The sequence below is a fragment of the Zobellia nedashkovskayae genome, assembly GCF_015330125.1.
Lineage (GTDB): Bacteria > Bacteroidota > Bacteroidia > Flavobacteriales > Flavobacteriaceae > Zobellia > Zobellia nedashkovskayae.
Genome location: NZ_JADDXR010000002.1, coordinates 3,072,590 through 3,099,102 on the forward strand (window position 1 = coordinate 3,072,590; position 26,513 = coordinate 3,099,102).

Annotated in this window: 25 protein-coding genes; 5 read left to right on the plus strand and 20 right to left on the minus strand. The window is 35.2% G+C overall.

Features of this window, described 5'->3' with window-relative positions:
• Positions 1-4: 4 nt before the first annotated feature.
• From IWB64_RS12830 to IWB64_RS12845, 4 genes are all read right to left on the minus strand, one after another.
• Positions 5-202 carry a hypothetical protein gene (locus IWB64_RS12830; protein WP_194534370.1) on the minus strand — a complete coding sequence of 66 codons (198 nt, stop codon included), beginning with the start codon at positions 200-202 and terminating at the stop codon, positions 5-7.
• A 171-nt stretch (positions 203-373) separates the two neighbouring features.
• Positions 374-1,408, minus strand: a complete 1,035-nt coding sequence (locus IWB64_RS12835; RefSeq protein WP_194534371.1) for a zinc-binding metallopeptidase family protein — start codon at positions 1,406-1,408, stop codon at positions 374-376.
• Positions 1,409-1,545: 137 nt separating this feature from the next.
• Positions 1,546-2,001, minus strand: a complete 456-nt coding sequence (locus IWB64_RS12840; RefSeq protein ID WP_194534372.1) for a hypothetical protein — start codon at positions 1,999-2,001, stop codon at positions 1,546-1,548.
• Between the two features lie 185 nt (positions 2,002-2,186).
• Entirely contained in the window at positions 2,187-2,837 is a 651-nt protein-coding gene (locus tag IWB64_RS12845; protein WP_194534373.1) for a hypothetical protein, read from the minus strand.
• Positions 2,838-3,041: 204 nt separating this feature from the next.
• On the opposite strand from IWB64_RS12845, the gene IWB64_RS12850 reads away from it, so the two are divergent.
• Positions 3,042-3,593: a hypothetical protein gene (locus IWB64_RS12850; protein ID WP_194534374.1), complete on the plus strand. Its 552-nt coding sequence runs from the start codon at positions 3,042-3,044 to the stop codon at positions 3,591-3,593.
• A 174-nt stretch (positions 3,594-3,767) separates the two neighbouring features.
• Here IWB64_RS12850 and IWB64_RS12855 read toward each other — a convergent pair whose 3' ends face one another.
• Positions 3,768-4,349 carry a DUF1287 domain-containing protein gene (locus IWB64_RS12855; RefSeq protein ID WP_194534375.1) on the minus strand — a complete coding sequence of 194 codons (582 nt, stop codon included), beginning with the start codon at positions 4,347-4,349 and terminating at the stop codon, positions 3,768-3,770.
• Positions 4,350-4,763: 414 nt separating this feature from the next.
• Here IWB64_RS12855 and IWB64_RS12860 point away from each other — a divergent pair, with 414 nt between their 5' ends.
• Entirely contained in the window at positions 4,764-5,426 is a 663-nt protein-coding gene (locus IWB64_RS12860) for a collagen-like triple helix repeat-containing protein (protein WP_194534376.1), read from the plus strand.
• A 108-nt stretch (positions 5,427-5,534) separates the two neighbouring features.
• Here IWB64_RS12860 and IWB64_RS12865 read toward each other — a convergent pair whose 3' ends face one another.
• Together IWB64_RS12865 and IWB64_RS12870 are read right to left on the minus strand one after the other, a co-directional pair.
• Positions 5,535-6,677, minus strand: a complete 1,143-nt coding sequence (locus tag IWB64_RS12865; RefSeq protein ID WP_194534377.1) for an alpha/beta fold hydrolase — start codon at positions 6,675-6,677, stop codon at positions 5,535-5,537.
• A gap of 114 nt (positions 6,678-6,791) precedes the next feature.
• Positions 6,792-7,637, minus strand: coding sequence for a LytTR family DNA-binding domain-containing protein (locus tag IWB64_RS12870; protein WP_194534378.1), 846 nt, complete (start codon positions 7,635-7,637; stop codon positions 6,792-6,794).
• Positions 7,638-8,164: 527 nt separating this feature from the next.
• On the opposite strand from IWB64_RS12870, the gene IWB64_RS12875 reads away from it, so the two are divergent.
• Positions 8,165-9,676 (plus strand): right-handed parallel beta-helix repeat-containing protein, encoded by a 1,512-nt coding sequence (locus tag IWB64_RS12875; protein ID WP_194534379.1) that lies wholly within the window; start codon positions 8,165-8,167, stop codon positions 9,674-9,676.
• A 155-nt stretch (positions 9,677-9,831) separates the two neighbouring features.
• Here IWB64_RS12875 and IWB64_RS12880 read toward each other — a convergent pair whose 3' ends face one another.
• The 12 genes from IWB64_RS12880 to IWB64_RS12935 form a co-directional block, all read right to left on the minus strand.
• On the minus strand, positions 9,832-10,740 hold the full coding sequence (locus IWB64_RS12880; protein WP_194534380.1) for an NAD(P)/FAD-dependent oxidoreductase: 909 nt from the start codon (positions 10,738-10,740) through the stop codon (positions 9,832-9,834).
• A gap of 267 nt (positions 10,741-11,007) precedes the next feature.
• Positions 11,008-11,517: a hypothetical protein gene (locus tag IWB64_RS12885; protein ID WP_194534381.1), complete on the minus strand. Its 510-nt coding sequence runs from the start codon at positions 11,515-11,517 to the stop codon at positions 11,008-11,010.
• A 126-nt stretch (positions 11,518-11,643) separates the two neighbouring features.
• The gene (locus tag IWB64_RS12890; RefSeq protein WP_194534382.1) at positions 11,644-12,429 is read right to left on the minus strand and encodes a hypothetical protein; all 786 of its coding nucleotides are present in this window, start codon (positions 12,427-12,429) and stop codon (positions 11,644-11,646) included.
• Positions 12,430-12,613: 184 nt separating this feature from the next.
• A complete protein-coding gene (locus IWB64_RS12895) occupies positions 12,614-13,090 on the minus strand; it encodes an SRPBCC family protein (protein WP_194534383.1) in 477 nt (158 codons plus the stop codon).
• A gap of 4 nt (positions 13,091-13,094) precedes the next feature.
• Positions 13,095-13,649, minus strand: a complete 555-nt coding sequence (locus IWB64_RS12900) for a hypothetical protein (RefSeq protein WP_194534384.1) — start codon at positions 13,647-13,649, stop codon at positions 13,095-13,097.
• Between the two features lie 1,251 nt (positions 13,650-14,900).
• A complete protein-coding gene (locus IWB64_RS12905) occupies positions 14,901-15,950 on the minus strand; it encodes a serine/threonine-protein kinase (RefSeq protein WP_194534385.1) in 1,050 nt (349 codons plus the stop codon).
• A 1-nt stretch (position 15,951) separates the two neighbouring features.
• Complete coding sequence (locus IWB64_RS12910; RefSeq protein WP_194534386.1) at positions 15,952-16,419, minus strand: hypothetical protein; 468 nt, start codon at positions 16,417-16,419, stop codon at positions 15,952-15,954.
• 554 nt (positions 16,420-16,973) lie between these two features.
• Positions 16,974-18,377 (minus strand): pyridoxal phosphate-dependent decarboxylase family protein, encoded by a 1,404-nt coding sequence (locus IWB64_RS12915; protein WP_194534387.1) that lies wholly within the window; start codon positions 18,375-18,377, stop codon positions 16,974-16,976.
• A 101-nt stretch (positions 18,378-18,478) separates the two neighbouring features.
• Positions 18,479-19,129 (minus strand): peroxiredoxin-like family protein, encoded by a 651-nt coding sequence (locus IWB64_RS12920; RefSeq protein WP_194534388.1) that lies wholly within the window; start codon positions 19,127-19,129, stop codon positions 18,479-18,481.
• A gap of 131 nt (positions 19,130-19,260) precedes the next feature.
• On the minus strand, positions 19,261-19,944 hold the full coding sequence (locus tag IWB64_RS12925) for a hypothetical protein (RefSeq protein ID WP_194534389.1): 684 nt from the start codon (positions 19,942-19,944) through the stop codon (positions 19,261-19,263).
• A 414-nt stretch (positions 19,945-20,358) separates the two neighbouring features.
• Positions 20,359-20,859 (minus strand): hypothetical protein, encoded by a 501-nt coding sequence (locus IWB64_RS12930; protein ID WP_194534390.1) that lies wholly within the window; start codon positions 20,857-20,859, stop codon positions 20,359-20,361.
• Positions 20,860-20,961: 102 nt separating this feature from the next.
• Positions 20,962-21,486, minus strand: a complete 525-nt coding sequence (locus IWB64_RS12935) for a DUF5004 domain-containing protein (RefSeq protein ID WP_194534391.1) — start codon at positions 21,484-21,486, stop codon at positions 20,962-20,964.
• A 222-nt stretch (positions 21,487-21,708) separates the two neighbouring features.
• On the opposite strand from IWB64_RS12935, the gene IWB64_RS12940 reads away from it, so the two are divergent.
• Positions 21,709-23,946 carry a S9 family peptidase gene (locus IWB64_RS12940; protein WP_194534392.1) on the plus strand — a complete coding sequence of 746 codons (2,238 nt, stop codon included), beginning with the start codon at positions 21,709-21,711 and terminating at the stop codon, positions 23,944-23,946.
• A gap of 57 nt (positions 23,947-24,003) precedes the next feature.
• Positions 24,004-25,404, plus strand: coding sequence for an aminopeptidase P family protein (locus tag IWB64_RS12945; RefSeq protein ID WP_194534393.1), 1,401 nt, complete (start codon positions 24,004-24,006; stop codon positions 25,402-25,404).
• Positions 25,405-25,906: 502 nt separating this feature from the next.
• Here IWB64_RS12945 and IWB64_RS12950 read toward each other — a convergent pair.
• Positions 25,907-26,386 carry a hypothetical protein gene (locus IWB64_RS12950; protein WP_194534394.1) on the minus strand — a complete coding sequence of 160 codons (480 nt, stop codon included), beginning with the start codon at positions 26,384-26,386 and terminating at the stop codon, positions 25,907-25,909.
• Positions 26,387-26,513: the final 127 nt, after the last annotated feature.

The following is a 26,513-nucleotide window of genomic DNA, read 5'->3' on the forward strand; positions in this document are numbered from 1 at the left end:
ATTACTATTCAGTAGGGCTTTGTTGGTTTTGATTTTTCTTAAAAAAATACTCTAAGATTTTCACCAAATACACAATGCCATAAACAGCCAAAATACTACCAAGTATATAGCTGCCTTTCATATAGTAAATTGTTGCGCCTATTACACCAAATAGCATGTAAAAAAAGTCCGAATAGATGTTGCTTTGTATTACTCTTTCCATAAGATGGGGCTTAAGATAAAAGTTAGTAAAACGGCTGTACTCCTGTGTGCTATTGACCTACAGGGCAGTTTACTAATTTAATACATAACTTTTAAATAGAAAAATGGAATCTCTATTTTACCAATATTTTATGAGCCTTTTATATGGGTTTAAGTCAAAATAGAATGGTTGCTACGAATTATAATTCCGCAATATGGAATGTACGAACTCCAGCTTTTGCTGCACGGGTTTTGGTATTACAAAAGGATAGATATCCGGTTGGCCCATACTTCGGTTCAGACTATTTACGGCAATGGACAATGGAACTATAGCTTTATAGATGTCAGAGAAGTTATGATGATGATAGGCATCACTAATTTGTGTATAGTTTTTATTCAATAAACCAACATTGAGTGCTGTATCTACCATATCCACAAGGTGTAAATAATGCGCCCAAGTTTCTGCCCAATCTTCCCAAGGGTGAGAACTGGCATATTTGCTTATATAATTCCCCTTCCAATTGTAATTGTGTTCTTTTTTATAATGCTGCTCTAGGGCTTTACCGTAATCTGCACGGTCGTCTCCAAAGAGTTGCCTAAATGCATTTAGGTTGTATTGGTTCTCGTTAATAAGCCTATCCCAATAGTAATGGCCCACTTCATGCCTAAAGTGTCCGATTAAGGTGCGGTAGGGTTCTTCTAGTTCTTGCTTTACCTGTTCTCTGTGAATGGCATCGGCCTCGGCAAGATTTATGGTAATAAGACCATTGGCATGGCCGGTCATGGCAGATTGGTCTTTCTTTAATTTTTCGTCTCCAGAAAGAAAGTCGAACAACAGGTCATAACTACCATTAACACCACGAACAAAAGGTAAATTCCATTGTTTTAAAGCATAAATAAGGCGACTTTTGGCACGCTCAAGATTTTTCCATTCCAATACATTTTCCTTAACGGAGAGATTGGGAATGGTACGGTTTAGATTACAAGCCTCACAAAGTGTATCTGCACTATTTGCGTCTATCAACCAGTTGCATACGTGATACTGGTGATTGCTGCAATACTGATAGTTTCTTCCATTGAGTTGAAACCTAGGAACGGTTTGTTGCAAACCTGTAGAAAGCATTTGTGAAGAAATGGGTTCATAACCCAACCATTGGCGACAGGCTTCGCAGGTATGGTTTTCAAAATACACAACATTTTTGCAATGCTGACAAGTAAAATTTTTCATTGAAAACAGGTGTTAGACTTGGGTATATGAGTCTGTTATACTATTGGTGCAAAGGTCTGAAATATTGGGCAATGATGTATCTCAAACGCACTATTTAATACCTCTAAAGATAGGTTGTTAACAAATTACTTTAGTAATTATTCTACCCTTATTTTGTAAATGCCAGTGTCCTCGTCTAATTCAAAATCTGCATTGTCAATACGTACTTCCTTATATTCAGTAGACGCGCAACAGGTATTGCTCTTTCGTTCTGCATCTACATAAAGTTCAAATACAGGTTCTGATGCAATTTGAATGGAATAGGTAACTATTTCAGTTTCCCACCCTACGGTGTTAATTTGTAGAATATTATAATCGTTTTCAGCAATGAAAAAAAAATCAATGGCGCTTTCATCGGCAACATCAATAACTTTAATGTCGCTTGAACTAAACGTACCGTTGGTAAACACATTCTCTCCAGAGGTTATATCTACCAATTCAAACTCAAAAGGCGTTGGAGGCGTAAAGCAGGCTATAGTTTCGCAATCATCGTTTTTGCAGGATTGGGTGAATAATAAAAATAGCAAAGCAAGTACTTTGGGGCCTTGTTTCATATTTAATCATTTATTCATAGATGATAATCATTCTATTTGGTTGCTTTTAAAATAGGGTTTCATATTTCCATACGATTAGACTGAAAAGGGCTATTCCGAAAATTTGGTGATATCATATAATTATAAAGCAAGTTTTCATGCTAAGGGACTCGTATTATCCAAAAAAAACAGCACATCATAAATCCTCACTTATAAGCTGTAAACAGTACAACTAAATTATCTGACGAATTCGTTACATTAACAACAAAACCATCGCTTGTAAATGACGATAAACTAGCTGTAGTGAGCCCTATGTTATCTCCATTTTGATTAGAATATCTAATACCCACACATTCGTTAGGATTGGCATATCTAGAAATATCGTTAATGGAAGTTCCATTACCACCAACGTAAATTACCTGTTGATTTATAGTGCCACTATCATTTCGGGCGTAACCATTCATAGAACCAAAGGCATTTGCAATAGTATTGGTATTGTCCGCAATCCCATTATCATCATTTATGGTTGTGGTTTCTATATTGGCATGTGCTACAAATGAAATAGAACTTGGTTCAAAAGGTAGCCCAGTAATGGTTTGGCTACCGGTTCCCGTAATTATAAAATGACCTGTATAGGCCGTAGACGGATTATCATTAATTTCTATCCAGCCGTTGCCATTGTAAAAGAGCATTTTATTTAAAGTGGTATCATATACAAAAGAACCTTTTTCAGGAGCTGTTATGCTATTGATTTCTATACTGGTAGCTTCGTGGATTTTAACTAAGGATTTGGCGTCGGGAACCTGAGAATATAAGATTGTAGTTCCCATAAAGAGGATAAAAAATAGGTACTTCATTTAAAATATATGATAATTAATAATTCACTTGTTAAACTTAAATAATATGGTAGAATAAAGCAACACAATGAAGTAATATCACTCTTTGGGCAAACCATAGGTGTCCACAACAAAATCAATGTCTTTATCACCTCGGCCATTTAAATTATTGCAATAAAGACAACTTCTTTCCCGTTTGTAAGTTCTAATCTTTAAAATTTCAAGATGAAAAAAATCTTAGTATTGCCATTACTCGTATTATTCGTTGGATTTACTTCATGTTCGGATGATGATAGTGAAGATGAAGTTGTAGTAGAAGAAACAGGTGCTATTTTATCCTATGAAGATGTTGAGCTAAAACTAATAGATTCAGATTCTGACGAGTATGGTGTCGCTTTTTCTGTTACTACAGGGGAGACTTACAAACAATCTGAAATTGCCGAAGAAAATATTGCTGAAATTGATTTGATATCTTTTGCTAACCAGGTTTTTATTGCTTTTAATAGCCCTGATAATGACCGGGATTTTGAAGAGCTAGAGGGAGCAAAGACCACACTAATACAAATGGCCAATGTAGAAATGACTGCTGAGGAATTTGATATGATCGAAGACGATACTTTACTTAAGGACCTTACCGTTGTTAACGATGATGAATCTCAACCGATTACCTATAGAGATGTAGTTCTTTTTGAAACTGCCGAAGGAAAAATAGGAGCGATTAAGATTAATCTTTTAAATGCAGAAAGAATCTCTATTGATGTAAAAGTCATAAAATAGTTCTAGAGTAATCTTAGTACAAAAAAGGCTATCTAAATTAGATGGCCTTTTTTTGTTCAAGATTGGCCCTTTTCTAATAAAAGCATCGTATTGGACAGCTTAATAGAAAATTGTTCTAATATCTCCTTTTGACTTTTCTTGACATTTCAGCAATGCAATGGCTACAAAGTTTCCTTATGGTTTATAACGGTAATGACCAATAATGGTATAGACAAAAAAGCAATCTGCTAAAACTTGACCTCCACCAATATTGTGCACAATTAAGTTTCGGTTTCCGTCTTCTGATTTCTTGCCCACTACAATGCCAATATGGGTTGTGCCGCCTCCCAGATTCCAACAAACTACATCTCCGGATGCGTAATCCTCTGGGTTGTCAGAAATTGGTTTTTCCGCACCTTGCCGTTTAAAATAGGTCATAAGATTAGGAACCCTTCTATGGTCAATATTTTTATCCGTAAAGGTAAGGCCCCAATTTTTAGGATAGACACTGAAATTGGCCTTCATATCTTCATGAACTTCTTTCTGAAGGTCAATTCCAATTTTTCGATAGGCACGTATAACAACATCTGTACAAACTCCTTTGTCACTAGGCACATCTCCATTGGGGTAATCAATAGAAAAGTAACTGGGGTCATAGATAACGTTTTGCTCCGTCAACTCTAGCGCACCATCGGATAGGTCTATTTGTGCCACCTCTGTTTGCGAAAAACCGAATGCAAAACCCAATAAGAGGACTATTAAAAGTGCTTTTTTCATTTAAATGATGCTTTTGATAAGATAGGTGATTAACAAGCCCAAAGTAAAGGTAGTAAGAAGCGTACAAAAGAGTAGCGCCAATACAGCAGGAATCATCATAGAGTAGCTGTCTTCTAAGGTAAATAACAGGACGAAACAAAAGGTGGCCCATATGATACCGTTTACTACCGCAGAATATATGAACGAGCTGAAAAGTAAAGATTTACCATTAAAATTATTGAAAATGACCCTTCATCAGTAATTAAAATAGGTAATCAGAGTGTTAGCACCTATTTCAATGATTGGCCAAGTACCAAAAAATCAAATACTCTTTCTGCATCTACCAATAATCAATTCCCACTTTTTTTTATTTCTAATGTTAACCCTTTACCTCTGATACCATTAATAAGTGTAAAACCGAAATTCGTAAATATTATGAAAACTACACTGAAAATTTTATTGAGCGGCTTAATGGTAATGGCTCTAGCAATGACATCTTGTAGCAAAGATTCAGCAGATGGAGATATAGGTCCAATGGGCCCAGCAGGAGAACAAGGTGAACAAGGAATTCAAGGTGAGCCAGGTGTAGCAGGAGCAACGGGGGCAACGGGAGCCCAAGGCGAGCAAGGTCCAAAAGGAGATACAGGCGAAACAGGGGCTGCAAACGTGATGTACAGCGATTGGTTAGATCAAGATTTTAGCTATTATGATGGACCAGATTCCAAAAGCATGAAAGTTGACGAAATTAGACTTACCCAAGAATTTTTAAATAATGGCGGTTTTGTATTAGGCTATTATAGAAGCAGCTCAAATACTGTTTATCAATTACCCTTGGTATTTGATCACTCTTCTTTTGCTATACGGAGAGATTTTGTTGCCATCCATTTTTCGGATAGGGGCGAAATACGTTTTGGAGCACACTCCACGGATGATACAGAACTTAGCGAGCATGAATTAACGGGCTCATCTATTGCTAGGCCGCAATACAAGTATGTAATGGTTCCTGGCGGGGTTTCACTTTCTGGGCGTTCTGAACAACCCAACTTTAAAAAAATGAGCTACGAAGAGGTTATGGATTATTTTGGACTGGCGTATTAAGTTATGGCTTTAAGTGTACCTCTAGTTTATAAGAGTTTATAAAGTATAAAAAAACCTACCATTCTTAAAGAATGGTAGGTTCTCTAAAAATAGAGTTCTTTATACTAGTTACCCTTGTTTCAATTCCAGTAACACCTCTTTTGCATGTTCGTTTTCAGGGTTTAATTCAATAGATTTTTTGTACATTTCAATGGCTTCTGCTTTTTTATCTGCTGCCAATAAAGCTTCGCCATAACTATCATATGCATTAGCACTTTCTGGAAACAAAATAGTAGCAACTTTAAAAACTTCTAAAGCCTTATCAAGTTCTTCGGTTTGCATATATGAATAGCCTAAGGTATTCAAATCGTGTTCTGAACGGTTGTTTACCCTATCCTCAATAGCTAATGTTATAGCATTGTCTAGCGCCTTTTTTAATATTGTATTTTGTTGGTCATTATCTAGTGTTTCTGAATAGGCTTTTACAATGATATTGATGATCAACGCAGGATTATCTTCAAAAATGGCATGACCACTGCCCTTGGCTATAATAGAAGTTACATTCTTATTTTTTTCGCCTAGCTCGTCCTGTAGTTTTTTCCATCTAGTTGAAAGCACCTCAGGAAAATATGGAAATGAATTTTCTGGAAAAACGCTTGTAATAGGCGTACTTTCTGGGAACTGCATTCCTCTTATAGAACGCATCGTTTCATTATAATTAGCATTCGCATAATAATCACCGGTACCTTTTGGAATAGTACTGAGATCCACATTCATATCTCTCATGGTCAGTAATTCGTCATTCCAGAAATCAATGGGCGTGGCATCTATTAAAACAATGGACTTCACCTTTTCAGGATGTTTACGGGTGTACAGTAGATTGTAGAGTCCGCCGTAGGAGTGGGAAACTAAGATAATATCCTTGTCGTACCCTAATTTAAAAAGACCTATTTCTAATTCTTTAATTCCGTTTTCTATTCCAAAATCAGCATCGTTTTTAAGCTTCGGATTTAATTCGCTTGTTCCAATTCCTGACCGGTCATAAGTAATTAGTGTTGTTCCCGTAACGGTATGAATTTTTTCTAGGATGCCATTCCAAACAGAAGCATCATTACCTCCGCCAGCTTCAAAAAGAATGGGAGTGCCTTCTCCTTTTATAATATTGAAATGCATTTTGTAACCTCCTACATCTACTAAGGTGTCTTGGCCTTGAGCAGAGAAGGAAAGCGGTAAAAGGAAAATCATTAAGAATTTAAAATAGAAATTTTTCATTAGGTCGTTATTTATAGTTTAAAAAATGTTCATTACTATTAAGTATTACTGACGACTAAAATATAAAGCGCTTGATTTTTGAAAAAGAAAGTAAGTCCTTTTGTGGCGAAATGACTAGATTTTGGTACTAGTAGATAAATAGTTTTTGACAGAAGAGTAGTAGGATTTAGAAACCGGCACCGAAACCGCAACGCCCTTAAAAGAAATAGTGGCCTTATTAGAGTTTCCTACTAAACATTCTACCTTATCTGGGTTTACAACAAACGATCTATGTACTTTAAGAAGAAAGGCAAAGTCATTTAGAATACTCTTTAATGTACCCCGCATTAGATGTTTGGTGTAATCTCCATCCTTTAAATAATGTATCTCTATATAATTATCTTGAGATTGTATAAATAAAAGCTGTTCCAAATTTGTGCTAAACCCAGCTGCACCATTATCTTCTTTTATGCTTAAAATATTTTCCGCATCTGCTAAATATTCTTTGGAGATGGGTGCATATACTTGAATGGGAAAAACTACTGTTTTCAAAAAGTGGAAAATAGAAAGAATAACAGGGTAAAAAGGTAAACCCAATACAAGAATATATTCCAATAGAAAACCAAAAGTAACATGCCCATCTTTTACAATAATATAACGGTCATAAAGAAAAATAAGAGTCACACTTACTAACGCAAGAAAAACATCAAAAAGAATAAGTTTTAAATAATTGAATTTTATGGTTTTAAACCACCTTAATAAAATTTCATACCCCAGAACATAGACTGCCGTACAAATTAACCCAACACCAATATGAACAAGCGTTATATACGGGTGGTCTATTATACTTTTTTCAAACGGCTTAAGGCCTATGAGAATTAAAGAGACAAAGAAGCCTAGAAAGAATGCGGAATACCAATATTTCTTGCGGTCGCCACTTAAATAAAAGCTTCGTTTATAGTTTTGTTTAAAATTATCCATTCAACATATTAAAATAAAAACCGCTTACAAATATCATATTTTGCTTTTTAACCATCAATTGAAATAAACTCCAAATCTGCACTGGCTAATTGTTCTTTTAAGCATTTTCTAATTTCGGATTTAATTCAATTGTTCCAAAACCAGACCGGTCATATGTAATTAGTGATGTTTCGGTAACGTCATGATTTTTTTCATTAGTGTTCTGATTTAAAGTTTAATTGATCTACGAGATTTAACGTATTGATTTTTACTCGATAATCGAGTTTAAATAATCCGAGGCCTGCCTCGAAACCAATGTATACTTTTTAGTGCCTCGTGGGCTTGCCTAGAGATAGTTTACTGCCCCACATGAATTAAGCCAAAGTATAACGTACTTCAATTAAAAACAGTAATTAGACCTATTTGTGGTGAAATGTTTCCTCTTTAAGAACAACAATCAGCCTAAAAAATAGTTATCCAAAGGGAGTAGGTTTTTCAAATGTAATGCGAACCTATTGAGTTATGTATTAATGAATTAAAAACCCATTATGGCTAGAACTATGCGTAAATCTTCATACTTCAATACTACAGTATTACTGGTATTAGCAGTTCTAGCATTGCAACTAGGCTCTTGTTCATCGGATACTGATGCATTTAGTGATCCTAACACTGCAAATACACCTCCTGATGTAACACCAGAGGCTAGTCCGGAAGATTCCCCGGAAGATACGCCAGAAGATACGCCAGAAGAAACACCAGAAGAAACACCAGAAACACCGGTGGTAAGTATCGACCCCGAAATAACGGAGTTTAGATTTAGTACTGCAGATAATGAAGGTCTTGTTACGGATATCATGGGCACATTGGATAAGGATAACAAAACCATTCATGTAGAACTGAATCCCTATAGCGTTGCCATCCAGGAATTAACGCCTACTATTACCTTATCCTCGGAAGCAACCGTGAGTCCGGAATCCAAAACTGTTCAAGATTTTAGTAGTGAAATTACCTATACGGTAACTTCAGAAAACGGCACCATAGTAACGTATACCATAGTACCGTCTCTAAGCGGAAACATTTGCAAATCTAACCTTCAAGAATCAGGTCCTATTCTAGTTAGCGCTAACAACCAACGCATAGAAAATCTATATATTAAAACTTCCAACCAGCATGGTATAGAAATAAATAACTTTTCTGGTGTAGTCATAACCAACTGTATTATTGAGTATACGGGTGCCTATACCGGCATTAAATTCGCAAATGCCGATAATTTAACTATAGACAATTGTTCCATTACCTATACCAATGCGCCGTCTAGCGGTCCTTTACCGGATTCCACAAGAAATTGTATTGAAGGTATTGAATCTCAAAATTTAGTGATTACCAATGTAAAAGTTACAGATGGTTCTACGGGTATTAGCTTAAACCAGTGCGATGATTCTATATTGACCTACATTGAAGGGCATAATATGAGAGGTCCGTACCCTAGAGGGCAATTTGTACAGTATGATAAATGTATAGGCGGATTACTAGAGAATTTTTCGGTGATAAATGACCGGAATATCGCTTGGACGGAAGATAATATTAGTATTTACAAAAGTGCCGGACAACAAATTAAAAAAGGCCTGATTGTAGGTAACAATAGCCCTACGGGTGTAGGCGTATTATTTGAAGACCAGAATACGGAAGGTGCCCGTGGTGGCTTTGGCGGATTGGTTGAAGATGTAGATTTTCTAGAAATGGGTAATGGTGTGGTTTCTTCTGTGGAAGGTTCTAAAAACGTGACTTTTACCAGAATACGTGCCAAGCAGATTATATGTGGTGATTTGGGACAGAATAGGGGCGTACCAACTTCTAATTCCTTAATATTTGCGGCATTTGGTACTGCTGAAGGTACGGGTGCCAATAAAATAGTAGACTGTATTGTTTACAACTCCTGTAACCCCACCAACATTGTTTGGCCAGAGCATAATTTTGAGTTGATTGATTATAGAGACGATATAGATTTTGAACCCAGAGAACCAATTGCGCTTCAGTTTACCTGTTCATCGGATGACTAAGATTTTGCTGTTACAGGTAACCCTGCTCATTTAAAAACTATAGGCTCGGTTAACTCAAAAAGACCTCACCGTTTTTAAGCGATGAGGTCTTTTTTTATATAGATTATAGATTCGTGTGATGGCTATCGGTATCTAAAGAAGGGCATTTGATGTGTTTAAAAGTTTTCTTCTATTAACGACCTATTTGTCATTGCACCGGCAATTGTACCGGTTGCAATGGCGTAAGAAACGGCGCGGAACATAGCTGCATTGTCACCACAGGCATGAACGCCATCAACGGTTGTTTTTTGAAAACTATCTACGATGATATGATTTTGTTCGGAAAGTTCGCAACCCAGTTCTATTGGAATTTTACAATGCTGCTCAAATTCAGGTCGGGCGTACAAAGCTTTTATTGAAGCTTTCTCTCCATTAACAAAAGAGATACTTTCTAAAAGTCCATTTACGTGGTTAAAAGCATCTATTTTAGTTTCGTTAATGTTAATGTGGTATGTAGATAAGCTTTCCAATTGTGCATTGGTCAAGGTAGCGGGTCCGTTTGTAAAAATAGTCAAGTTGGTGGTCCAGTTGTTAATAAGCTTGGCAAATTCAAAAGCACTATCACCATTGGCGAGAATTCCTGTAGGGTCACCTTTGTATTCGTACCCATGGCAATAGGGGCAATGAAGTATAGAAATACCCCAACAATCAGAAAACCCTTTTATATTGGGCATCAAATCTTTCACACCCGTTGCTAGAATTAATTTAGTAGCGGTAAAGAGTGCTCCTTTTTCCGTTTCAAGTGTAAAACCTGTTTTTGTCTTCCTTCCTTTTACCGCAAGTCCGTTATGGAATTTTACGGTGTCGTATTGCTGCACCTGTTCTTTAGCAAGGGACGAAATCTCTTTGGGTGTCTTTCCGTCTTGGGTTATTAGATTATGGGAAAACGGTGTTTGAATGTTACAGGGCTTTCCGCTATCTATTACCAAAACGTTGCGTAGCGCCCTTCCTAAGGTCATGGCTGCCGAAAGGCCGGCATAACTACCACCAATGATAATTACGTCAAATTCATTTTTATCTTCCATTGTGCTCTAGTTACTTTTTGGATAAAAGTAAGATATTTTTCTTTATTGCAACTTGGTTGCGATAAGAGAAATAGAAATGGGTAATGGAAAACAACACTTAATTGGTATGTTGAAAAAGCACGGAGAATATAATCTAATAGAAATGGATTGAGGTTTTAAAAGGGTTCAATGTCCATCAGTATTTCTTTAATACGCGAGGGTATACAAAGATTATCCATTGTTTTGGATAGGATTATTAGGTTGTAGTGGTTTGGGTGTGGTCTAGTATTAATGCGTATTTGTTTCTACTTCAACGCCATTTTCTAAAGAGTATGTAAATTCATGTACAAAGTCACCTGTAACATTATCAGAAATATAGTTGTTATAATACGTGGGTTCTTCCTCGTTATTATAAAAAACTAAAAAGGCAAATTCAAGTGGAGTTGGCTCACCGGCATTTTTAGGTACTAGTTTAAAACTAACGGATAATTTTTCTACACTATCAAAAGCTAAAACATTGTTTCCTATAACAGATGTAATAGGTTTTTCAAATTCATTTGAATGTTCTGTAATGGAAGTTCCTGAATGATAAAGAATAGTATTTTCTTGAGGAAAAGCTGTTCCTGACATGGTGCATAAACCAGATTCAAAATCGAAACCATCAGCTTCGTTAAAGGATAAGAGATAAGAAATTTGCCCAGGAGCTTTCCCATTCTCATTTTTTGTTTCGTCTTTATTACAAGCAGAAAGTGAAAATAAAAGAAAGGCTAAAACGGTAAAAATTCGATGCTTTTTCATGGTTAGGATGGTTCTATGCTAGTTTAAAATGTGTTCATTATTTACTCGTGTGGGCGCTAGCTTGTCTTTTTTACTAGTAGATTTAGATTTTTGCAAGTTATTTTATTTATTAAAAATGCTTCGTAATTATTCCTCATATATAAAGATCTGTTCTAAGGAGTAATCTTCTCCAACCCTTTTTAAATTTGTTGGATAATTTAAATCGTTATAAGAATATGTGATGGTGAATACTCTAGAATTAAACCCATCGTTGAATTTTGTGAAACTTTCCATGCGAACAACGTTATTTTCGCTATCTGTACCAAAAAAACCTAATTCCATAAATGAGACTACACTTAAAACATTATTTATATTTCTATATGGATTAATTTTATTATCATATTCATAAGTAGCATATTGCCTTAATTCTCCATCGGCATTGAATTCATCGGTCCTAATTGTATTTCTAAAATCCTTGTCATACGTATATTTATTGGTTACAACTAATCTGAAACTAGAAGTATCAGTATTAAACTGATACCACTTGTACATAACTACTTTTCCATTTTGAATAAAGAACTCCTCTTTTCTTAAGGGCGAGATAAGTGTTATTTTGTCTTCATCATACGTAACGGAGAATTCGCCAATTTGTACTATCTGATTTCCTGAGTAGGTAATATCTATAGATATACTTGGGTCATCGTTTGTTTTTGTACTCCAATTTGTTAACCGATTATTTAAATCATAAGACAAATCATCATTATATATTATTACCTCTTTATATAATTCCCAATCCAATATAGATTCTACTCTTTTTAAAATTAAGTTTTCAACGTCCTCTTGCAAATCTTTGTTTTGTATATCATCATCACCAGATTGTTCACAAGCTATTAATGTCAAAGAAAGTAGTAAAATATGGTAAAACTTTTTCATACTAATTTTTTTTAATAAATGGTAAAGGGGTTGGTTATGAGCTTTAGCATCTAAAAAGACACTAGCTTATTCTTTAGTTTTTTCTCTCATCTTCAGTTAAAAGCCAAAGATTGATGGACTTCATAAATATACACAGACCATTTAAAACCTGCGTTACTTGCCTTTTCTGATTACAGATGTACTTTTACTCCTTAACTATTTTTTTCCATTTGTCCGTCTCCGCAAAGTCTTTTACAATCCTATTCCGTTCTTTTAATAAGTCCGTCATATATTTAAGTAGGAATAACTTGTCTGCTAGCTTGCCTAAGAAACCAAGTGGAGATTCATAATCAAAATAATCGGTCATTAAAGTTACTCCCTTAGATTCTGTAAAATGATGCTCATGTCTAAAACGTTTAAAAGCGCCCTTAACCATTTCATCTACAAACAGATTAGGACTTTCAAATTCCGTGATTTTTGAAGTGAGTAGTTGATACACACCAAAGTGCTTTGCACGCCATGTAACCGATTCATCTAAGCCAATTAATCCGCTAGTTTTTCCAGCAACGGCAGTTTCGTTTGTATGTTCGGTTGAAATTTTGTGTAAATCAATACTCCTAGAGAGATTGAACACAATTTTTTTGGATGCTTTAATTTTTGTTGTTAAAGTGATTTTTGGCATGAGTTTAATAAGGGTTGCTAGGTGCTTTAATCGTTACGTTTATTTCTGAACAGAGGTCAAATTGATATTTTCCGTTCATAAATTCTATAATACAGTTTTTGTCATTTACAAACGTTTTGTTGCTCACCAAATTTTCTGTTTGTGACTTCCAAATAACGGCTAGGCGTTTGTTTAAAAGCCCGCCCAATGCTCTTTGCTCTAATTTGTATTTAGCTTCTTCTGCTGGGCCAGCCCAGCACTCAGAATAGCCGTATGAGATTTTATAGTCGTCAATATCCCAAATGGTCAAAACCTTTTCTTCACATTTAAAAAAGGAGAAAAAAAGAAGAAAAAAACCAATACATCCTGTCACGGCAGAGAGACCCAGTAGTATTGAGATTTTTTGCCATTTCTTTTTTGGGAGAGTTGCGAGTATCAAAATAAAAACTAAGGCCATAAGCCCGTAAAACCGGGGTACAGAATCCTGATTAGTAAGATTCCAATCTGACATATAAACCCCGAGCGCAACTAAAATTACGATGAGAAAAATGGTTAGAAAAATTGATTTTAAATACTTCATAACAGTCTTTTCTATGAGAAATAACACCGTAAATAAGCGGTTACTTTTCGGATAATACAGAAGCCAGTTTTTTAAATTTTGTCTTTATTTTAAAAGACTAGCTGAAATATTTACCCATTTAGTATTCTTTGTCAATTGAAGTTCGCAGTGCCCTTCTTCTTCATCAATCTCAACAGATGTAATCAAGTCCTTTTTCAATTGAAATTTGGTTCGCAATCTAAGTTATCATTATAAGGTTAAATGTATAGGTAAAAAGCTTTACCTGCACTGGTCATTAACCTATTCTTATCCATTAAAAGGCCTTATTGATACTTGCAAAAACGGTGTAGAGCACTCGTTACAAACGAGCGTTAGCGGGGGTTGTGTAACGTTTTTTATTTTCCATTTAAGTGTCTATTTCGGTAGATTTTTAGCAGATATTCTAATCTTAAAGAATTTATGTCCAGATTATTAATAAATATTTCCTTTTCAATGTGATTTATTTTAAAAGTCAAATACTCTTTAGATATAACTGATGCAACATAATTTGGTTTTACAATTATTTTATCGTCCTCAATTGAGTTCCAGCTTAATGTTTTTCCGTCGCAAAGGGAAATCCCTTTAGAGGATAAGGTCATTTGTATTAAGTTGTTTTGGATTATACTGAAAACCTTGAAGATGTCTTTCATATTATACGTTACTAAACAGACCAGTAAAAACCCAAATATTTTCAAGTCCAAAAATATTAGAATAATGGCAATAGAAATCCAGAAAAGAAAAAGTACTATTTGCCAATAATAATAACTTTTAGATAACCGAACTATCGTTTGGGATGGTGCTTTTTTATTTTCTTCAAATAACTCTGCAAGCATTAGTATTGAGTGAGTTAATTTTTTTGTAAATGTTACACAACGTGTTTGTATATGGTTTGTTGCGTGGTTAAGCACGTAGTTTAGCAAATAAAAACGGAATAGAAAATCTACGAGGATTTTGGTAAGTAGGCTGAAACTAGTTATAAATTATATACGCTGTACCCAACGTAATTTATTTCAGTTTCTTTGTTTTGTCAATTGATTTTACTTGAGAATAACTGTTTTTTTCAGTCCACATAGAATTATTTCTCAAATCAATAGCACCAGATTTTTTAATTCTAGTATGAATTGAGGAATTTGAAAAAGGGTTCGAAAGTTGTCCTCTTGTCAAATTTTTATTGGGATTATATGTTGTTTTATTTACTTTCATTTAATAAAACTAATGTGCAAATTTACGTAATTAATATGACTTTAGTATTTTCTTTAGTTCTGTTGTTGCTTTCTGAATAGTTAAATTAGCTCTAAAATCTCCATTTACTCTTGTTCTATTTCCAGAGCTTTTCATAGTCTTGTATGTCTCGATACTAAAAGAACCATTGTTATTTATCAACGAAATATCATATATTTTATTGTCCTCGTCTAACACCCATTTACTGCCATTAGGGATTCCACTTATTTGCCAATCCAAGTTTTCTTGAATCTTAGATAGTTCGTTTAAAAGCTCTATTAAATTATTATGTCTATCAGATGGATTAACAGAAAGTGCTTTTCTTATAACATTTCTTAATTTTTGAGGAATATGTGGTAAGAAAAGATTTCTATCAGGAAATTTTCCTGATGTGATTAAACTGTTCAATTCTGCTTTATCTTTTATACCAGCGAGTTGGTTTTTAAATATATCAGAACCGTTACAAATTCGATACAAAGTTAAACCAACGTGATAAATATCAACTTGAATAGTAAATTGATTTGTTACAAGACATTCAGGTGCTGTATGTAAGCTATAAAATCTATCTTGTTCTGCAACTCTGTGAGCATTCGTAAATTTAGCCAAACCAAAATCTGTAACCAAAGCTTCATTAGAATCAGATATAAGAATGTTAGTTGGCTTTATGTCAAAATGTATTAATCCTTTTGTGTGAATATGATTTAGACCAGATAAAAAATCTATAGAATATTTTAGAATTTCTCTAACTGTTAAAAATCTTGTTTTTGTCAATGATTCTAAAGAGCCTTTTCCATAATGTGGCATTGCAATGTATATATTGTCATCATCCTCACAAGAATAATTTACTGTAACAATATTTTGATGTTTTGAAGCATATAAACATTTAGCTTCTTTATAATAATCGTTAGGTGAATTAAAATCTGATTTAGGAATTCTCTTTATTACAATATCTGCATCAAACTGTTTATCGTGTGCTATAAAAACATCAGAGTTTTTCCCTTCTGCACCGATATTATTTTTTAATTCAAAATTTAGAGTAGCTTCTCTTAGACCTATATTCATTTTATAAATTTAATGCAGCAAGTGCTGATAATACTGATTCTCTTTCTGTTTCGCTATTTTCTTGAAGAAATTCTAACTCCTCTGGAATACTTTCTCCTTTTATAATTTTCTTTAAATCTCCGTTATTAGAAAGTCCCAAGAGTTTTGAGATTTTAGAAATATTACCTCCAAAATACTTTTGAACAGAACAACTAGAAAATAATTCTTGGACTATAGCTTCTATAGAGATTCTTTCAATACTAAGCCTTTGAGCATTTCCTTCTGTAACTTTGATACCCGCTTTTGTAACGTTATATTGGTTAATTATATCAATAATAGTTTTCCTAATAAAGTTAAGCCTGTCAGGTATTTCTAATGATAGAGGTAAAATCAATTTATCGATAACAATAACATTATTTCCCTCGTCATTTTGTTCAACTACTGCGAAATATATCTCTTTTGGTGTTGCTCTAATTCCTATTGATTTCATTTTTTAAGTTTGATTGGTCTTATGTTGCATAACAATTGTATAAAGCAACTAGTTGCTTTATATCTCTAATCTCTAGGTAAAAACACCCTGGTTGCTTTATCCACAAACAAGCTTCTCCTATAGATTCACTCCTTAAATATCACATTATAAATCATAACACGATTACAGATAAGCGTAAGCTTTGGTATAAGATGTACACTATTCGTCAAAACGTAGGAATTTATCGACGTAGAACATCAGTAAAGTATCTTTTTAAATGAGGACTGGTTTTTGTTACCCCTGTTTATTAACAGCGCTACCATCGTTTTTAAAATAAATAGCTAATCAAAATATTAAAACGCTATAAAATCACTAAATCAAAAGTTTTTGTAGGGGATATAGTGTTGCTGCGCAGTAAGGAAATAGGAGAGTAGTGTGTTGGTCTGTGTGTTTAGTACGAGAAATGTAGAGTAGGAGATAAGCACTTTGGTTTCGGCTTGGTGCTTCGCAAAACAGGTTGCTTTTAGTTGTTCAGGGGTGAACTCTACGTACTGGTATACTGGTCTTGGTTTTATTCAAATTAAACTTATGATTCGGTTTATTTCATCAAATACCAAGTCGACATCTTTTTTGGTCGTTCTCCAATTTACGAAAGAAGCTCTAATTCCTTTTTCGTTATTGTAGAAAGTTGGTGTCATAAATACTTTGCCCGTGGCATTTAACTGGGTTAAGAAAGTATCTATTTTATCTTGGTTCTGATTACTTTTTAGATTAAAAACAATATTGTTCAATCTAACGGGCACCAATAATTTAAAGTCCGCGGACTTCTCTATTTTACTCCCAAAATACATAGCCAAATCAATACTGTTTTCTACAATAGTTGCGTAGCCTTCTTTTCCGTATGCCCTTAGGGAAAACCAAGCGGGTAGTGCTTTAAGGCGTCGTGAGTTTTCCGGAAGAAAATTAAAATAATTGAAATTCTCTAAAGGGTCACCAAGATATGGTGCATTAGAGTTTTGAAAACTTTCCGTTTGCAATAATTTATGTTCTTCCTTTACCAGGAAAACAGCACTCTCATAGGGGACGTTTAGCCATTTATGACAGTCTAGGGTTATACTATCTGAATAGTCCCAATCTTTAAGAAAGTGTTTATAGGTATTGGAGCAAGCCGCAAAACCACCAAAGGCAGCATCGGTATGCCACCAAAAATTGTACTTTTCTTTTAGGCTTTTAATGGCAGTAAAATTATCAAAATCTACCGAATTTACGGTTCCTGCACTGGATATGAGGATAAATGGCTGTCCGTTTAATTTTTTGATTTGAGCTTCTAAATCATCTATTGCAATGGCCTCTCTATTTCCTTCAATGGTTTTTACTTTTATAATAGTATTGCTGCCAATACCTAAAAGCGCAAGCGATTTTATAGCGGAAGAATGAGGCGAGGCCGTTAGGATATTTATTTTTTCTGTAATGCCTTCTTTTGCAAAATCTTTGCCATAGGTTTTACCGATCCATTGTCTAGCCACTGCTAAACAGGTAAAATTGGACATTGTAGCTCCGGTAACAAAGCCACCTACAAAAGATTCCGGCAACTCAAAAAGGTCTAAAATAAGTTTAATAGTCTCTAGCTCAATATTCGCGGAGATATCTCCTTGTCCGTTTATAGCTTGCGGATTTTGGTCATAGATGGTTGCTAACCAATCTCCCATAATAGAAGCAGGCGTAGAACCACCAATTACATAACCCCAAAATCTAGGTCCACCGGATGACACTAGGATAGGTTCAAACCTCTCGTTAAATAATTGCAGCGTTTCACGAGCACCAATACCTTTGGTATTTAGGGCTAGTACATCAGGTATATTTTCATTTGAAGACGTACTCCTGTCGTCTATGGTATGTAGATAATCTACTCCTTGTTTTTTTACTTTTTCAAGAAGCGAGTCTAGTTCTAATAAGTCGGTTTGTAATAGCTTGTTCATTTTTTTACTTTGTTGGGAGCAGGTGGGAAAAGGGTTTAGTTGTAGCCAGTTTTTTAGAAATAGTTAAACGACCTGTGTTATCAATAAATGACGGTACGTTCTTATGATAGATTTTTTAAGGCTTCAATAATTTCATCGGGCTCTGAACGAGTTCTGTAGTCAACGTTAATATAGCGCCAAGTAACTAGTCCGTCTTTATTTAATACAAAGGTGGCTGGGATTGGCAATACATTGCCGTTGCCATTATTAATTTTCTCTAAATCAAGTTTACGGTCTACGCGCATGTGTTCTGCTAAAAATTCTGGCACTTGCCAGGCAACACCATATTGCAAAGCAACTTTTGCGTCTTGATCAGACAATACGGTAAAGTCCATATTACTAATTTCATCTTCTGTTAATGACCCATCTGGGACTTGCGGGCTAATGGCAACCAATGTAGCTCCCAATGCATGAATTTCATCTAATCTAGCTTGTAAAGCCCTAAGTTGTAGGTTACAGTAAGGGCACCAATTACCTCTGTAAAAAGTTATAACAACAGGACCCTTCTCTAATAAAATATCTAATGCTATTAATTTACCTTCTGGGTTAGGTAGTTTAAAATTAGGCGCTTTCTGTGCAATTTTTATGGCATCTTCCCCTTGTTGAAATTCTTTTGCTTGTTTAATTATAGCATCTACACCATTCATAAACTCAGGATTAGCCTGTCTTCCTGATTCAATTTTAGCGTCAGTTAGTTCTTTTAATTTTTTCATTTAATTACGTTAGATATATTTCTATTCCTAGTTTAGGATTGTTTTTTATACTCGGACAAATTGCGATGGTTAATTATAAGCTATCAATTTATTGATGATGACGAGTTGTGTAACGGTTACTTTTGTTAGCTTTAGTTTTGCTTGTCTAAAACCTGAAAACTCTTCATAAGTGAGTTAAGATTCAAATTGCATTCTTTAAGATATTCACTGTGTGTGATTATATCTCCTTTTTTTATTGGTATTTTTTTTTCAAAATTAGATTCGAAATGATAAGTTTTACTGTAATCGTAATGTCTTAAATACAAAGCCCTTAAAATTTTCATATTTTTAAGTTGTATTTCTTTGTATTGGTTGTTAATATATACTTCTATTTTAGGATTTTCAGTGTTATTAAAAATACTTTTAGAAATTCTGATGACTCCTTTTTCGACATCAGGTTCATATGTTTTTTTATTAAATTTGAAAAGACCGTCAATAGGAATTGTGTTTTCTTTGTAAAATCTAACTATTAGTGTATCATTTTTTGAGTTTGGTAAATCATAAACAGTGACATGTTCTACAAGATTTGTCTTTTTAAATCTATCAGAATCACCAAATTTTAAATCCAAAGTATTGTCAGATAATTTATATTCTCCTATTCCAAACCAGTTTTCGAGTTTGTTATTAATTACATAGTGTTCAAAAGTATTTGTTTTAGTAAATAATAGATATTGGTCTTGAATTGCCTTAGAATTCGGATTAGTATAAACCAGTGTATCTTGACAATACATATTAGAACACCAAATCAAAATTACGATTAGAATGTTTCTCGTCATATTTTTTTAATTAAAGCTAGCAATTGTATAAAGCAACCAGTTGCTTTATATCGCTAATCTAGCGGTAAAGATTCAGTTATAAATATCGCAATACAAATTAGATTACGATTATAGAAAGCCCATTAGTTTTAGTTTAAGAAATATGCTATTCCTTAAAATGTGGGAATATGCAGACTTAAATATTAGAAGCACTCCCGCTTAAATGAAGTCAGGTTTTTGTTAACCCTATTAATAAACAGGGCTAAGACTATTCTAAACGAAAATTGCCGATCAGGAGTAACAGGTCCAGTTAATCGGCAATTAAACTATCAGGTTAAGTTTATTGTAAGATATATTTGCAATTAATTGTACCTGATGTAGGTAAATGTATGTTACTTTTTTAATCGCTCATTAAGAGCGGGGTTACAGAGCTTTTTATTGAAACAGTAGTGCTGTGGTACCTTTTGTGAGACTTGTATTTATTAACGTCCCAAAACCAAATTCATCATTTGCACAGGCGGCTAAGATTTTCATTGGCGTTCTTTCATTGCCTGTATAAGCAAAAATGGCATCTTCTTTCTTAGAGATTCTCATAGAACCGTAAACACTCCCAATGGAAACAGAAGGGGTTGAGTTTAAGTTTGTGAATTTAATTTCAGAGTTAGCGTTTATGGTGTCATTTCCTGTTTCCCATAAAATATCACTTTCATCAAAGCCAAAATGATTTCCATTCCATTCAGAATCCGTAAAACGAATCTTGGTTCTTGGGGGTAATTTTACAGCGGTTGTAATTGAAAAACCGTCACTAGTTGTAGATTTCATGGATGTAAAAGAAATATCCCCAACTTTTAGGGAGTGCGCATTGCTTTTCATTTCTATTACCACGAGACTTAATACTAATACGGCTAAAACGGATACTATTTTAAGTTCTTTCACTTCAATTACATATTTGAAGTAAAGCTACCTTGTATGTGTTTTTATGAAGTTATTGAATACTTATTAAAATGTTAAGTTAAACCGGACCGTGTTTCCTTAAAGTTATTGCACCGTAAGCGTATAAGTGAAGGTTACGTTGGTCTGTATGGTCTTACCCTCGGCATCTGCAATAGAAAATGAGTTGGTAAACATAAAAGCGGAGTCGTCTTCTGCAAAGGTTAGCGCAATAGAACTCAGGTTACAATCCGTTACCAAACGGAGGGTATCATCGCTAAGTTGCCACGTACCGCCCAATGTGACTTGGTTAGTACAGTCCGCTGTATTTTGTGCTTGTCGGTATACATAGGTACGGTTGGTGCCAAAAGAGTAGGAAGCATCTTTCTGGCAATCTTCATACTGCGCAAAAAGGTCTGTGGAAGGGTTGGCCGTTTCATCATCGGTTAGGTCTATCTCGGTATCGGCCGTCATGGCGGTCAGGACCCAGTCTCCGGGTAATTTTTCTTCGGCGGAAGCCAAAACACCAGAGAAATCTTCGGTACAGTCAATAGTATCATCCGTAGAATCACAGGATAAAAATAATACGCTAGTAAGTGCCGTAGTAAGTAAAAGAATACATTTTGTTCTCATTATACGATATAGATTATAGGTTCAGTCTAATAGATGCGCAGCTTGTAAAAAGGTTGCCCTATAGTTTTGTTAAAAGTGCAAAAAGGGTTTAAAAATAACCAGTGCGTATTGTAACTTAGGACGCTTCTCTTGGCATGACCTAATTTCTAAAGGATACCTGCAAGCATTGTTAAGTGAAAGTAAATAATTTCTAACTCATTATTGGTAAAAAGAGGAATACGTATGAAGAAAATGGTATGGATCAACCTATTGGCAATTCTAGTATTTGCGAACGTAGGGTTTGCACAAGAAGCAAAAACACTTACCCTGGCGGATATTTATAAAAATGACGCATTTGGTCAGAAAGGTTTTGGTCCCGTTAGGTGGATGAAAGATAACAAGGGCTATTCTACATTAGAGGAAAGTGCCGGTCTTGCCGGGAAAGATATTGTAAAATACGATGCCAAAACGGGGAAAAGGACTATTGTAGTTTCCGCTTCTGATTTAATACCTAAAGGAAGCGAAAAGCCCTTAGTGATCAAAGATTACAAATGGTCTAATGATAATACCAAACTTCTTGTTTTTACCAATACCAGAAAGGTATGGCGTTACCATACTAGAGGAAATTATTGGGTGCTGAATCTAGCTACAAAGAAACTAAGCCAGTTGGGTGAATCCTTGCCAGAGGCTACGCTAATGTTCGCTAAATTTTCGCCAGATGGGTCTAGAGTGGGTTATGTAAGTGAACTAAATATCTATGTAGAAGAGGTAAGCTCAAATAGCGTTACCCAGATTACCAAAGATGGTGGCGGTAATATCATAAACGGGACTTTTGATTGGGTTTATGAGGAAGAACTAAGCTGTAGGGATGGTTTTAGATGGAGTCCTGATGGGGAGAATATTGCCTATTGGCAATCCAATACAGCGGGTGTAGGTACTTTTTATATGATCAATAATGTAGATTCTATTTATTCCAAGCCTATTCCTATGCCGTACCCAAAAGTGGGTACACAACTGTCTGCCGTGAAGGTAGGCGTAGTGCCGGCAATAGGAGGGGAAACGAAATGGTTTGATATTCCTGGTGACCCACGGAATAATTATTTAGCACGAATGGATTTTATACCGAATTCCAACGAGTTAATGATCCAACAACTGAACCGTCCGCAAAACACGAATAAAGTATATGTAGCAGAAATTGAAACGCTAAAGTTTAAAAATATCCTAACAGAGAAAGACGAAGCTTTTTTAGATATGCATGATGATATCCGTTGGTTAGACAACGAGAAATATTTTACATGGTCTAGTGAGCGGGACGGTTGGTTGCATTTATACAAAGTATCGCGAGATGGGACGGATCTTCAACCCATAACCAAAGGCGATTTTGATGTGGTGAGTATAAACTGTATAGATCCAAAAGGAGGGTATGTGTACTATACGGCCTCACCGGATGACTATACACAACGTTATTTATATAGAAGCCGAATTGACGGAAAAGGAACCGCCCAGCGTGTTACGCCCACATCTTATTCTGGCCAGAACGCATACCAGATTTCTGAAAATGCGAAATGGGGAATTCAGGTTTTTCAAAATGCTACGACGCCTCCTGTGTATTCGCTCGTGAGTTTGCCTGCTCATAAACAAATACGGGTGCTTGAGGACAATAAAGATTTGAAACAGAAATTTGATGCGCTGCAACTTCAGCCTAAAGAATTCGTAAAAGTAGATATAGGAGATGCCGTTTTAGATGCGTTTATGATCAAACCTATTGGTTTTGACCCATCAAAAAAATACCCGTTACTTTTTTATGTGTACGGTGAGCCTGCGGGTTCTACGGTGCAGGATAATTGGGGCGGAGGTAGCCTTTGGGACCAGTATATGGCACAACAAGGGTATATTGTTATGAGTGTAGATAATAGGGGAACAAAGACGCCAAGGGGTAAGAAATGGCGTAATGCTATTTACGGACAAATAGGGATTCTGGCTTCTGAGGACCAGAACAAGGCGGCACATAAAATTATGGACACCTATGATTTTATAGATGCCTCTAGAGTTGGTATTTGGGGATGGAGTGGTGGAGGTCAGATGACCTTAAACTGTATGTTCCGTTATCCTGAAACTTACAAATCCGGATTGGCGGTTAGTTTTGTGTCCGATCAAAGATTATATGATGCCACGTACCAGGAACGCTATATGGGCCTGTTAACGGATAATGCTAAAGGATATCATGATGGTTCGCCCATAAATTTCGCCCAAAACCTAGAAGGTAATCTTATGGTTATTCACGGAACGGCAGATGACAATGTACATTACCAAAGCTTTGAAATGTTGATTAATAAACTAATCGAAAATAATAAGATTTTCGATATGATGTCTTACCCCATGAGGTCTCATAGAATTAATGAGCGTGAAAATACATCTTATCACTTAAGGGAGACTATGGAGAAGTATTGGAAAGAGAATCTACCGGCAGGAGGCAAATAGTAGTTCGTGAGGCTTCTGTTTATTTAATAGTATGTTTAATTTTTTTACATCTTAAGAATGTTTTCAACACAAGAATATATAGCGCGTAGAGCAGGATTAAAGAAGCTGGTAGGAGAAGGATTAATTCTTCTTACGGGCAACGATGAAGTAGGTATAAATTTTGAAGACAACATATACCCTTTTAGACAGGATAGCACCTTTCTTTATTTCTTTGGAATCCAAACTTTTGGCTTAACGGCTATTATTGATTTAGATAATGATGAGGAAATTATTTTTGGTGATAATCCATCAATCGATCATATTGTTTTCTCCGGTCCTATAGAATCATTACAAGACCAAGCTCGTAAAGTGGGAGTGTCAGCTGTAAAGTCGGTTTCAGAATTATCCGAATATATTGGAGGGGCGGTTTCCAAAGAAAAAAAAGTACATTTTTTACCGCCGTACAGAGCAGAACATTCCGTAAAATTATCGGCTTTACTAAATATTGCTATACCCGAACTTGAGGAGCATAGTTCTGTGGAGCTTATAAAAGCGATTGTAAAACTGAGAACTAAAAAATCTGCTGCTGAGGTTTTAGAAATCGAAAAGGCATTGAATATTACGGTAGAAATGCAATATAGGGCAATGGAAGTTGCCAAGCCGGCATTAAAAGAATCCGATGTTTTTGGGGAAGTAAGTAAAATTGCACTTGCCAAAGGAGTAGGAACCTCGTTTCCGCGTATTGTAACCATCAATGGTCAGATTTTGCATAACCACTACAGAGGTAATGAATTGAGTGAAGGAGATATGCTCCTATGCGATTGTGGGGGAGAAGTGGCCTCTGGTTATGCGGGAGATCTTACCCGTACCTTTCCCATTGCTAAAAAGTTCAGTGCAACTCAGAAAGCGGTTTATGATATTATGTATGCGTCTTACCGCACAGCGGTAGAGATGTTACGACCAGGGCAATTGTTTTTAGATGTGCATTTGGCGGCAGCCGAAAAAATAGTTAAAGGTCTAATTACCCTTGGCCTTATGAAAGGAGATCCTAAAAAAGCAGTTGCAGAAGGAGCACATACCATGTTTTTTCAATGTGGTCTGGGGCATTTGTTAGGGCTTGATGTTCATGACATGGAAAATCTGGGAGAGCAATATGTGGGGTATACGGACACCCTAAAAAAACGAACGGATTTTGGTTTCCGTTCCTTACGATTAGGCCGAGCCTTAGAAGAAGGTATGGTGTTGACCGTAGAGCCTGGTATTTACTTTATTCCGGAACTAATTGATTTGAGGAAAAAAGAAGGCAAGTATCAAGAATTCATAGATTATGAAGAACTTGAAAAATATAGAGATTTTGGGGGTATTAGAGTAGAAGATGTGTTTTTGATTACCAGCAACGGTGCACAAATACTAGGAAACAGACTACCCACCTCCGCAACGGAAATTGAAGAGTTTATGGTATCGTATAAAAGGCTGTAAAGACTTTCATACGTAGCGTTACAATTGTTAGAGAAGGCCTTGGTGAAACAGGGTCTTTTTTTGTCCTAGCTTCATCAAAAATTGAATAAAAATCAGCAATACATAGGGGTGACCACCATCCTCTGGGGAGTTGGCCAGTTTTGAGATTTCTATAAATTGGTTCTATGCTATGATTTTTCCAAAAACGGGTCTCATATTTTAGCCAAACCTATGAATCCTCTAATCGTTAAAATACTATCTAGAATATAATAGTCTTGGGCGCAGTAATACACCGCTCCGCTTATGCCGGTTAGTGTAAGAGAAATGTCAATGTAGATTTTACCTTGTATTAGTTTTTCTACGAGACCAGTTTTAAAATAATAGTTAATAAAGAAAAGCCCGTATACCGCTGTTAACTAATAATTTGTGCGCTTTTCCATAACTTAATATATATATATATATTAAATAGAAAAATGGAGTAGCTATTCTAGTAATCGTCTAATTATTTGGAATAGTAGGAAACTTAATTTTTCACGATGTTTGTAAGAATATTAGCGATTCTATTTTTTATAGATTTTCTACCTATTCCAAAAATGAGTCCAATAAGTATTAAGCTGGCTATTATGAGCTTATAATTTATCTTGATTTCAGGAATAAACAGTCCTGCGAAAAATAAGGTAAGACCAACACCAACAGCTATAAAAGCTAAATGTTCTAAACTGGTAATGCTCTTAATTTCAATTCTGTGATTAGGTAGCTCTAGAAACTCAATACGCCCTTTTCTTAAGATTCTCATTCCAGCCCTTTCATTATCTCCAGAATGTGTAGTAAATCCAATGGGATATATAAAATTAATGCCGTTGCCATTCTCTTCGGTGCGGAAGTTATGATTTTGAAGAACAGTTTTAGTAGATAAAAGTAGTTTGTCAGAAGCAACCTGAAAGCTATTTACGGTATCTATATTTTGCTGCTGAGAAAGTTTTAAAGAAAAAATATGCTTCATTGCTATTTTATTTTCAAGAAGGAAGACTTATTAATAGCAATAGTGCTTGACTACGTCCAATATTGTTATAAAAAGTCGATTAATAAGTCTTTATACGAACATTCTAAAAGTAGGATATTTCGTATAA

Bases quoted from the DNA above. Each gene is read 5' to 3' on its own strand.
- IWB64_RS12900 (WP_194534384.1), bottom strand. From the start codon at position 13,649: ATGAAGTATTTAAAATCAATTTTTCTAACCATTTTTCTCATCGTAATT.
- IWB64_RS12945 (WP_194534393.1), top strand. From the start codon at position 24,004: ATGTTTTCAACACAAGAATATATAGCGCGTAGAGCAGGATTAAAGAAG.
- IWB64_RS12845 (WP_194534373.1), bottom strand. From the start codon at position 2,837: ATGAAGTACCTATTTTTTATCCTCTTTATGGGAACTACAATCTTATAT.
- IWB64_RS12830 (WP_194534370.1), bottom strand. From the start codon at position 202: ATGGAAAGAGTAATACAAAGCAACATCTATTCGGACTTTTTTTACATG.
- IWB64_RS12870 (WP_194534378.1), bottom strand. From the start codon at position 7,637: ATGGATAATTTTAAACAAAACTATAAACGAAGCTTTTATTTAAGTGGC.
- IWB64_RS12925 (WP_194534389.1), bottom strand. From the start codon at position 19,944: ATGACGAGAAACATTCTAATCGTAATTTTGATTTGGTGTTCTAATATG.
- IWB64_RS12880 (WP_194534380.1), bottom strand. From the start codon at position 10,740: ATGGAAGATAAAAATGAATTTGACGTAATTATCATTGGTGGTAGTTAT.
- IWB64_RS12905 (WP_194534385.1), bottom strand. From the start codon at position 15,950: ATGAATATAGGTCTAAGAGAAGCTACTCTAAATTTTGAATTAAAAAAT.
- IWB64_RS12840 (WP_194534372.1), bottom strand. From the start codon at position 2,001: ATGAAACAAGGCCCCAAAGTACTTGCTTTGCTATTTTTATTATTCACC.
- IWB64_RS12885 (WP_194534381.1), bottom strand. From the start codon at position 11,517: ATGAAAAAGCATCGAATTTTTACCGTTTTAGCCTTTCTTTTATTTTCA.
- IWB64_RS12910 (WP_194534386.1), bottom strand. From the start codon at position 16,419: ATGAAATCAATAGGAATTAGAGCAACACCAAAAGAGATATATTTCGCA.
- IWB64_RS12940 (WP_194534392.1), top strand. From the start codon at position 21,709: ATGAAGAAAATGGTATGGATCAACCTATTGGCAATTCTAGTATTTGCG.
- IWB64_RS12950 (WP_194534394.1), bottom strand. From the start codon at position 26,386: ATGAAGCATATTTTTTCTTTAAAACTTTCTCAGCAGCAAAATATAGAT.
- IWB64_RS12850 (WP_194534374.1), top strand. From the start codon at position 3,042: ATGAAAAAAATCTTAGTATTGCCATTACTCGTATTATTCGTTGGATTT.
- IWB64_RS12920 (WP_194534388.1), bottom strand. From the start codon at position 19,129: ATGAAAAAATTAAAAGAACTAACTGACGCTAAAATTGAATCAGGAAGA.
- IWB64_RS12865 (WP_194534377.1), bottom strand. From the start codon at position 6,677: ATGAAAAATTTCTATTTTAAATTCTTAATGATTTTCCTTTTACCGCTT.
- IWB64_RS12860 (WP_194534376.1), top strand. From the start codon at position 4,764: ATGAAAACTACACTGAAAATTTTATTGAGCGGCTTAATGGTAATGGCT.
- IWB64_RS12855 (WP_194534375.1), bottom strand. From the start codon at position 4,349: ATGAAAAAAGCACTTTTAATAGTCCTCTTATTGGGTTTTGCATTCGGT.
- IWB64_RS12890 (WP_194534382.1), bottom strand. From the start codon at position 12,429: ATGAAAAAGTTTTACCATATTTTACTACTTTCTTTGACATTAATAGCT.
- IWB64_RS12915 (WP_194534387.1), bottom strand. From the start codon at position 18,377: ATGAACAAGCTATTACAAACCGACTTATTAGAACTAGACTCGCTTCTT.
- IWB64_RS12895 (WP_194534383.1), bottom strand. From the start codon at position 13,090: ATGCCAAAAATCACTTTAACAACAAAAATTAAAGCATCCAAAAAAATT.
- IWB64_RS12875 (WP_194534379.1), top strand. From the start codon at position 8,165: ATGGCTAGAACTATGCGTAAATCTTCATACTTCAATACTACAGTATTA.
- IWB64_RS12835 (WP_194534371.1), bottom strand. From the start codon at position 1,408: ATGAAAAATTTTACTTGTCAGCATTGCAAAAATGTTGTGTATTTTGAA.
- IWB64_RS12935 (WP_194534391.1), bottom strand. From the start codon at position 21,486: ATGAGAACAAAATGTATTCTTTTACTTACTACGGCACTTACTAGCGTA.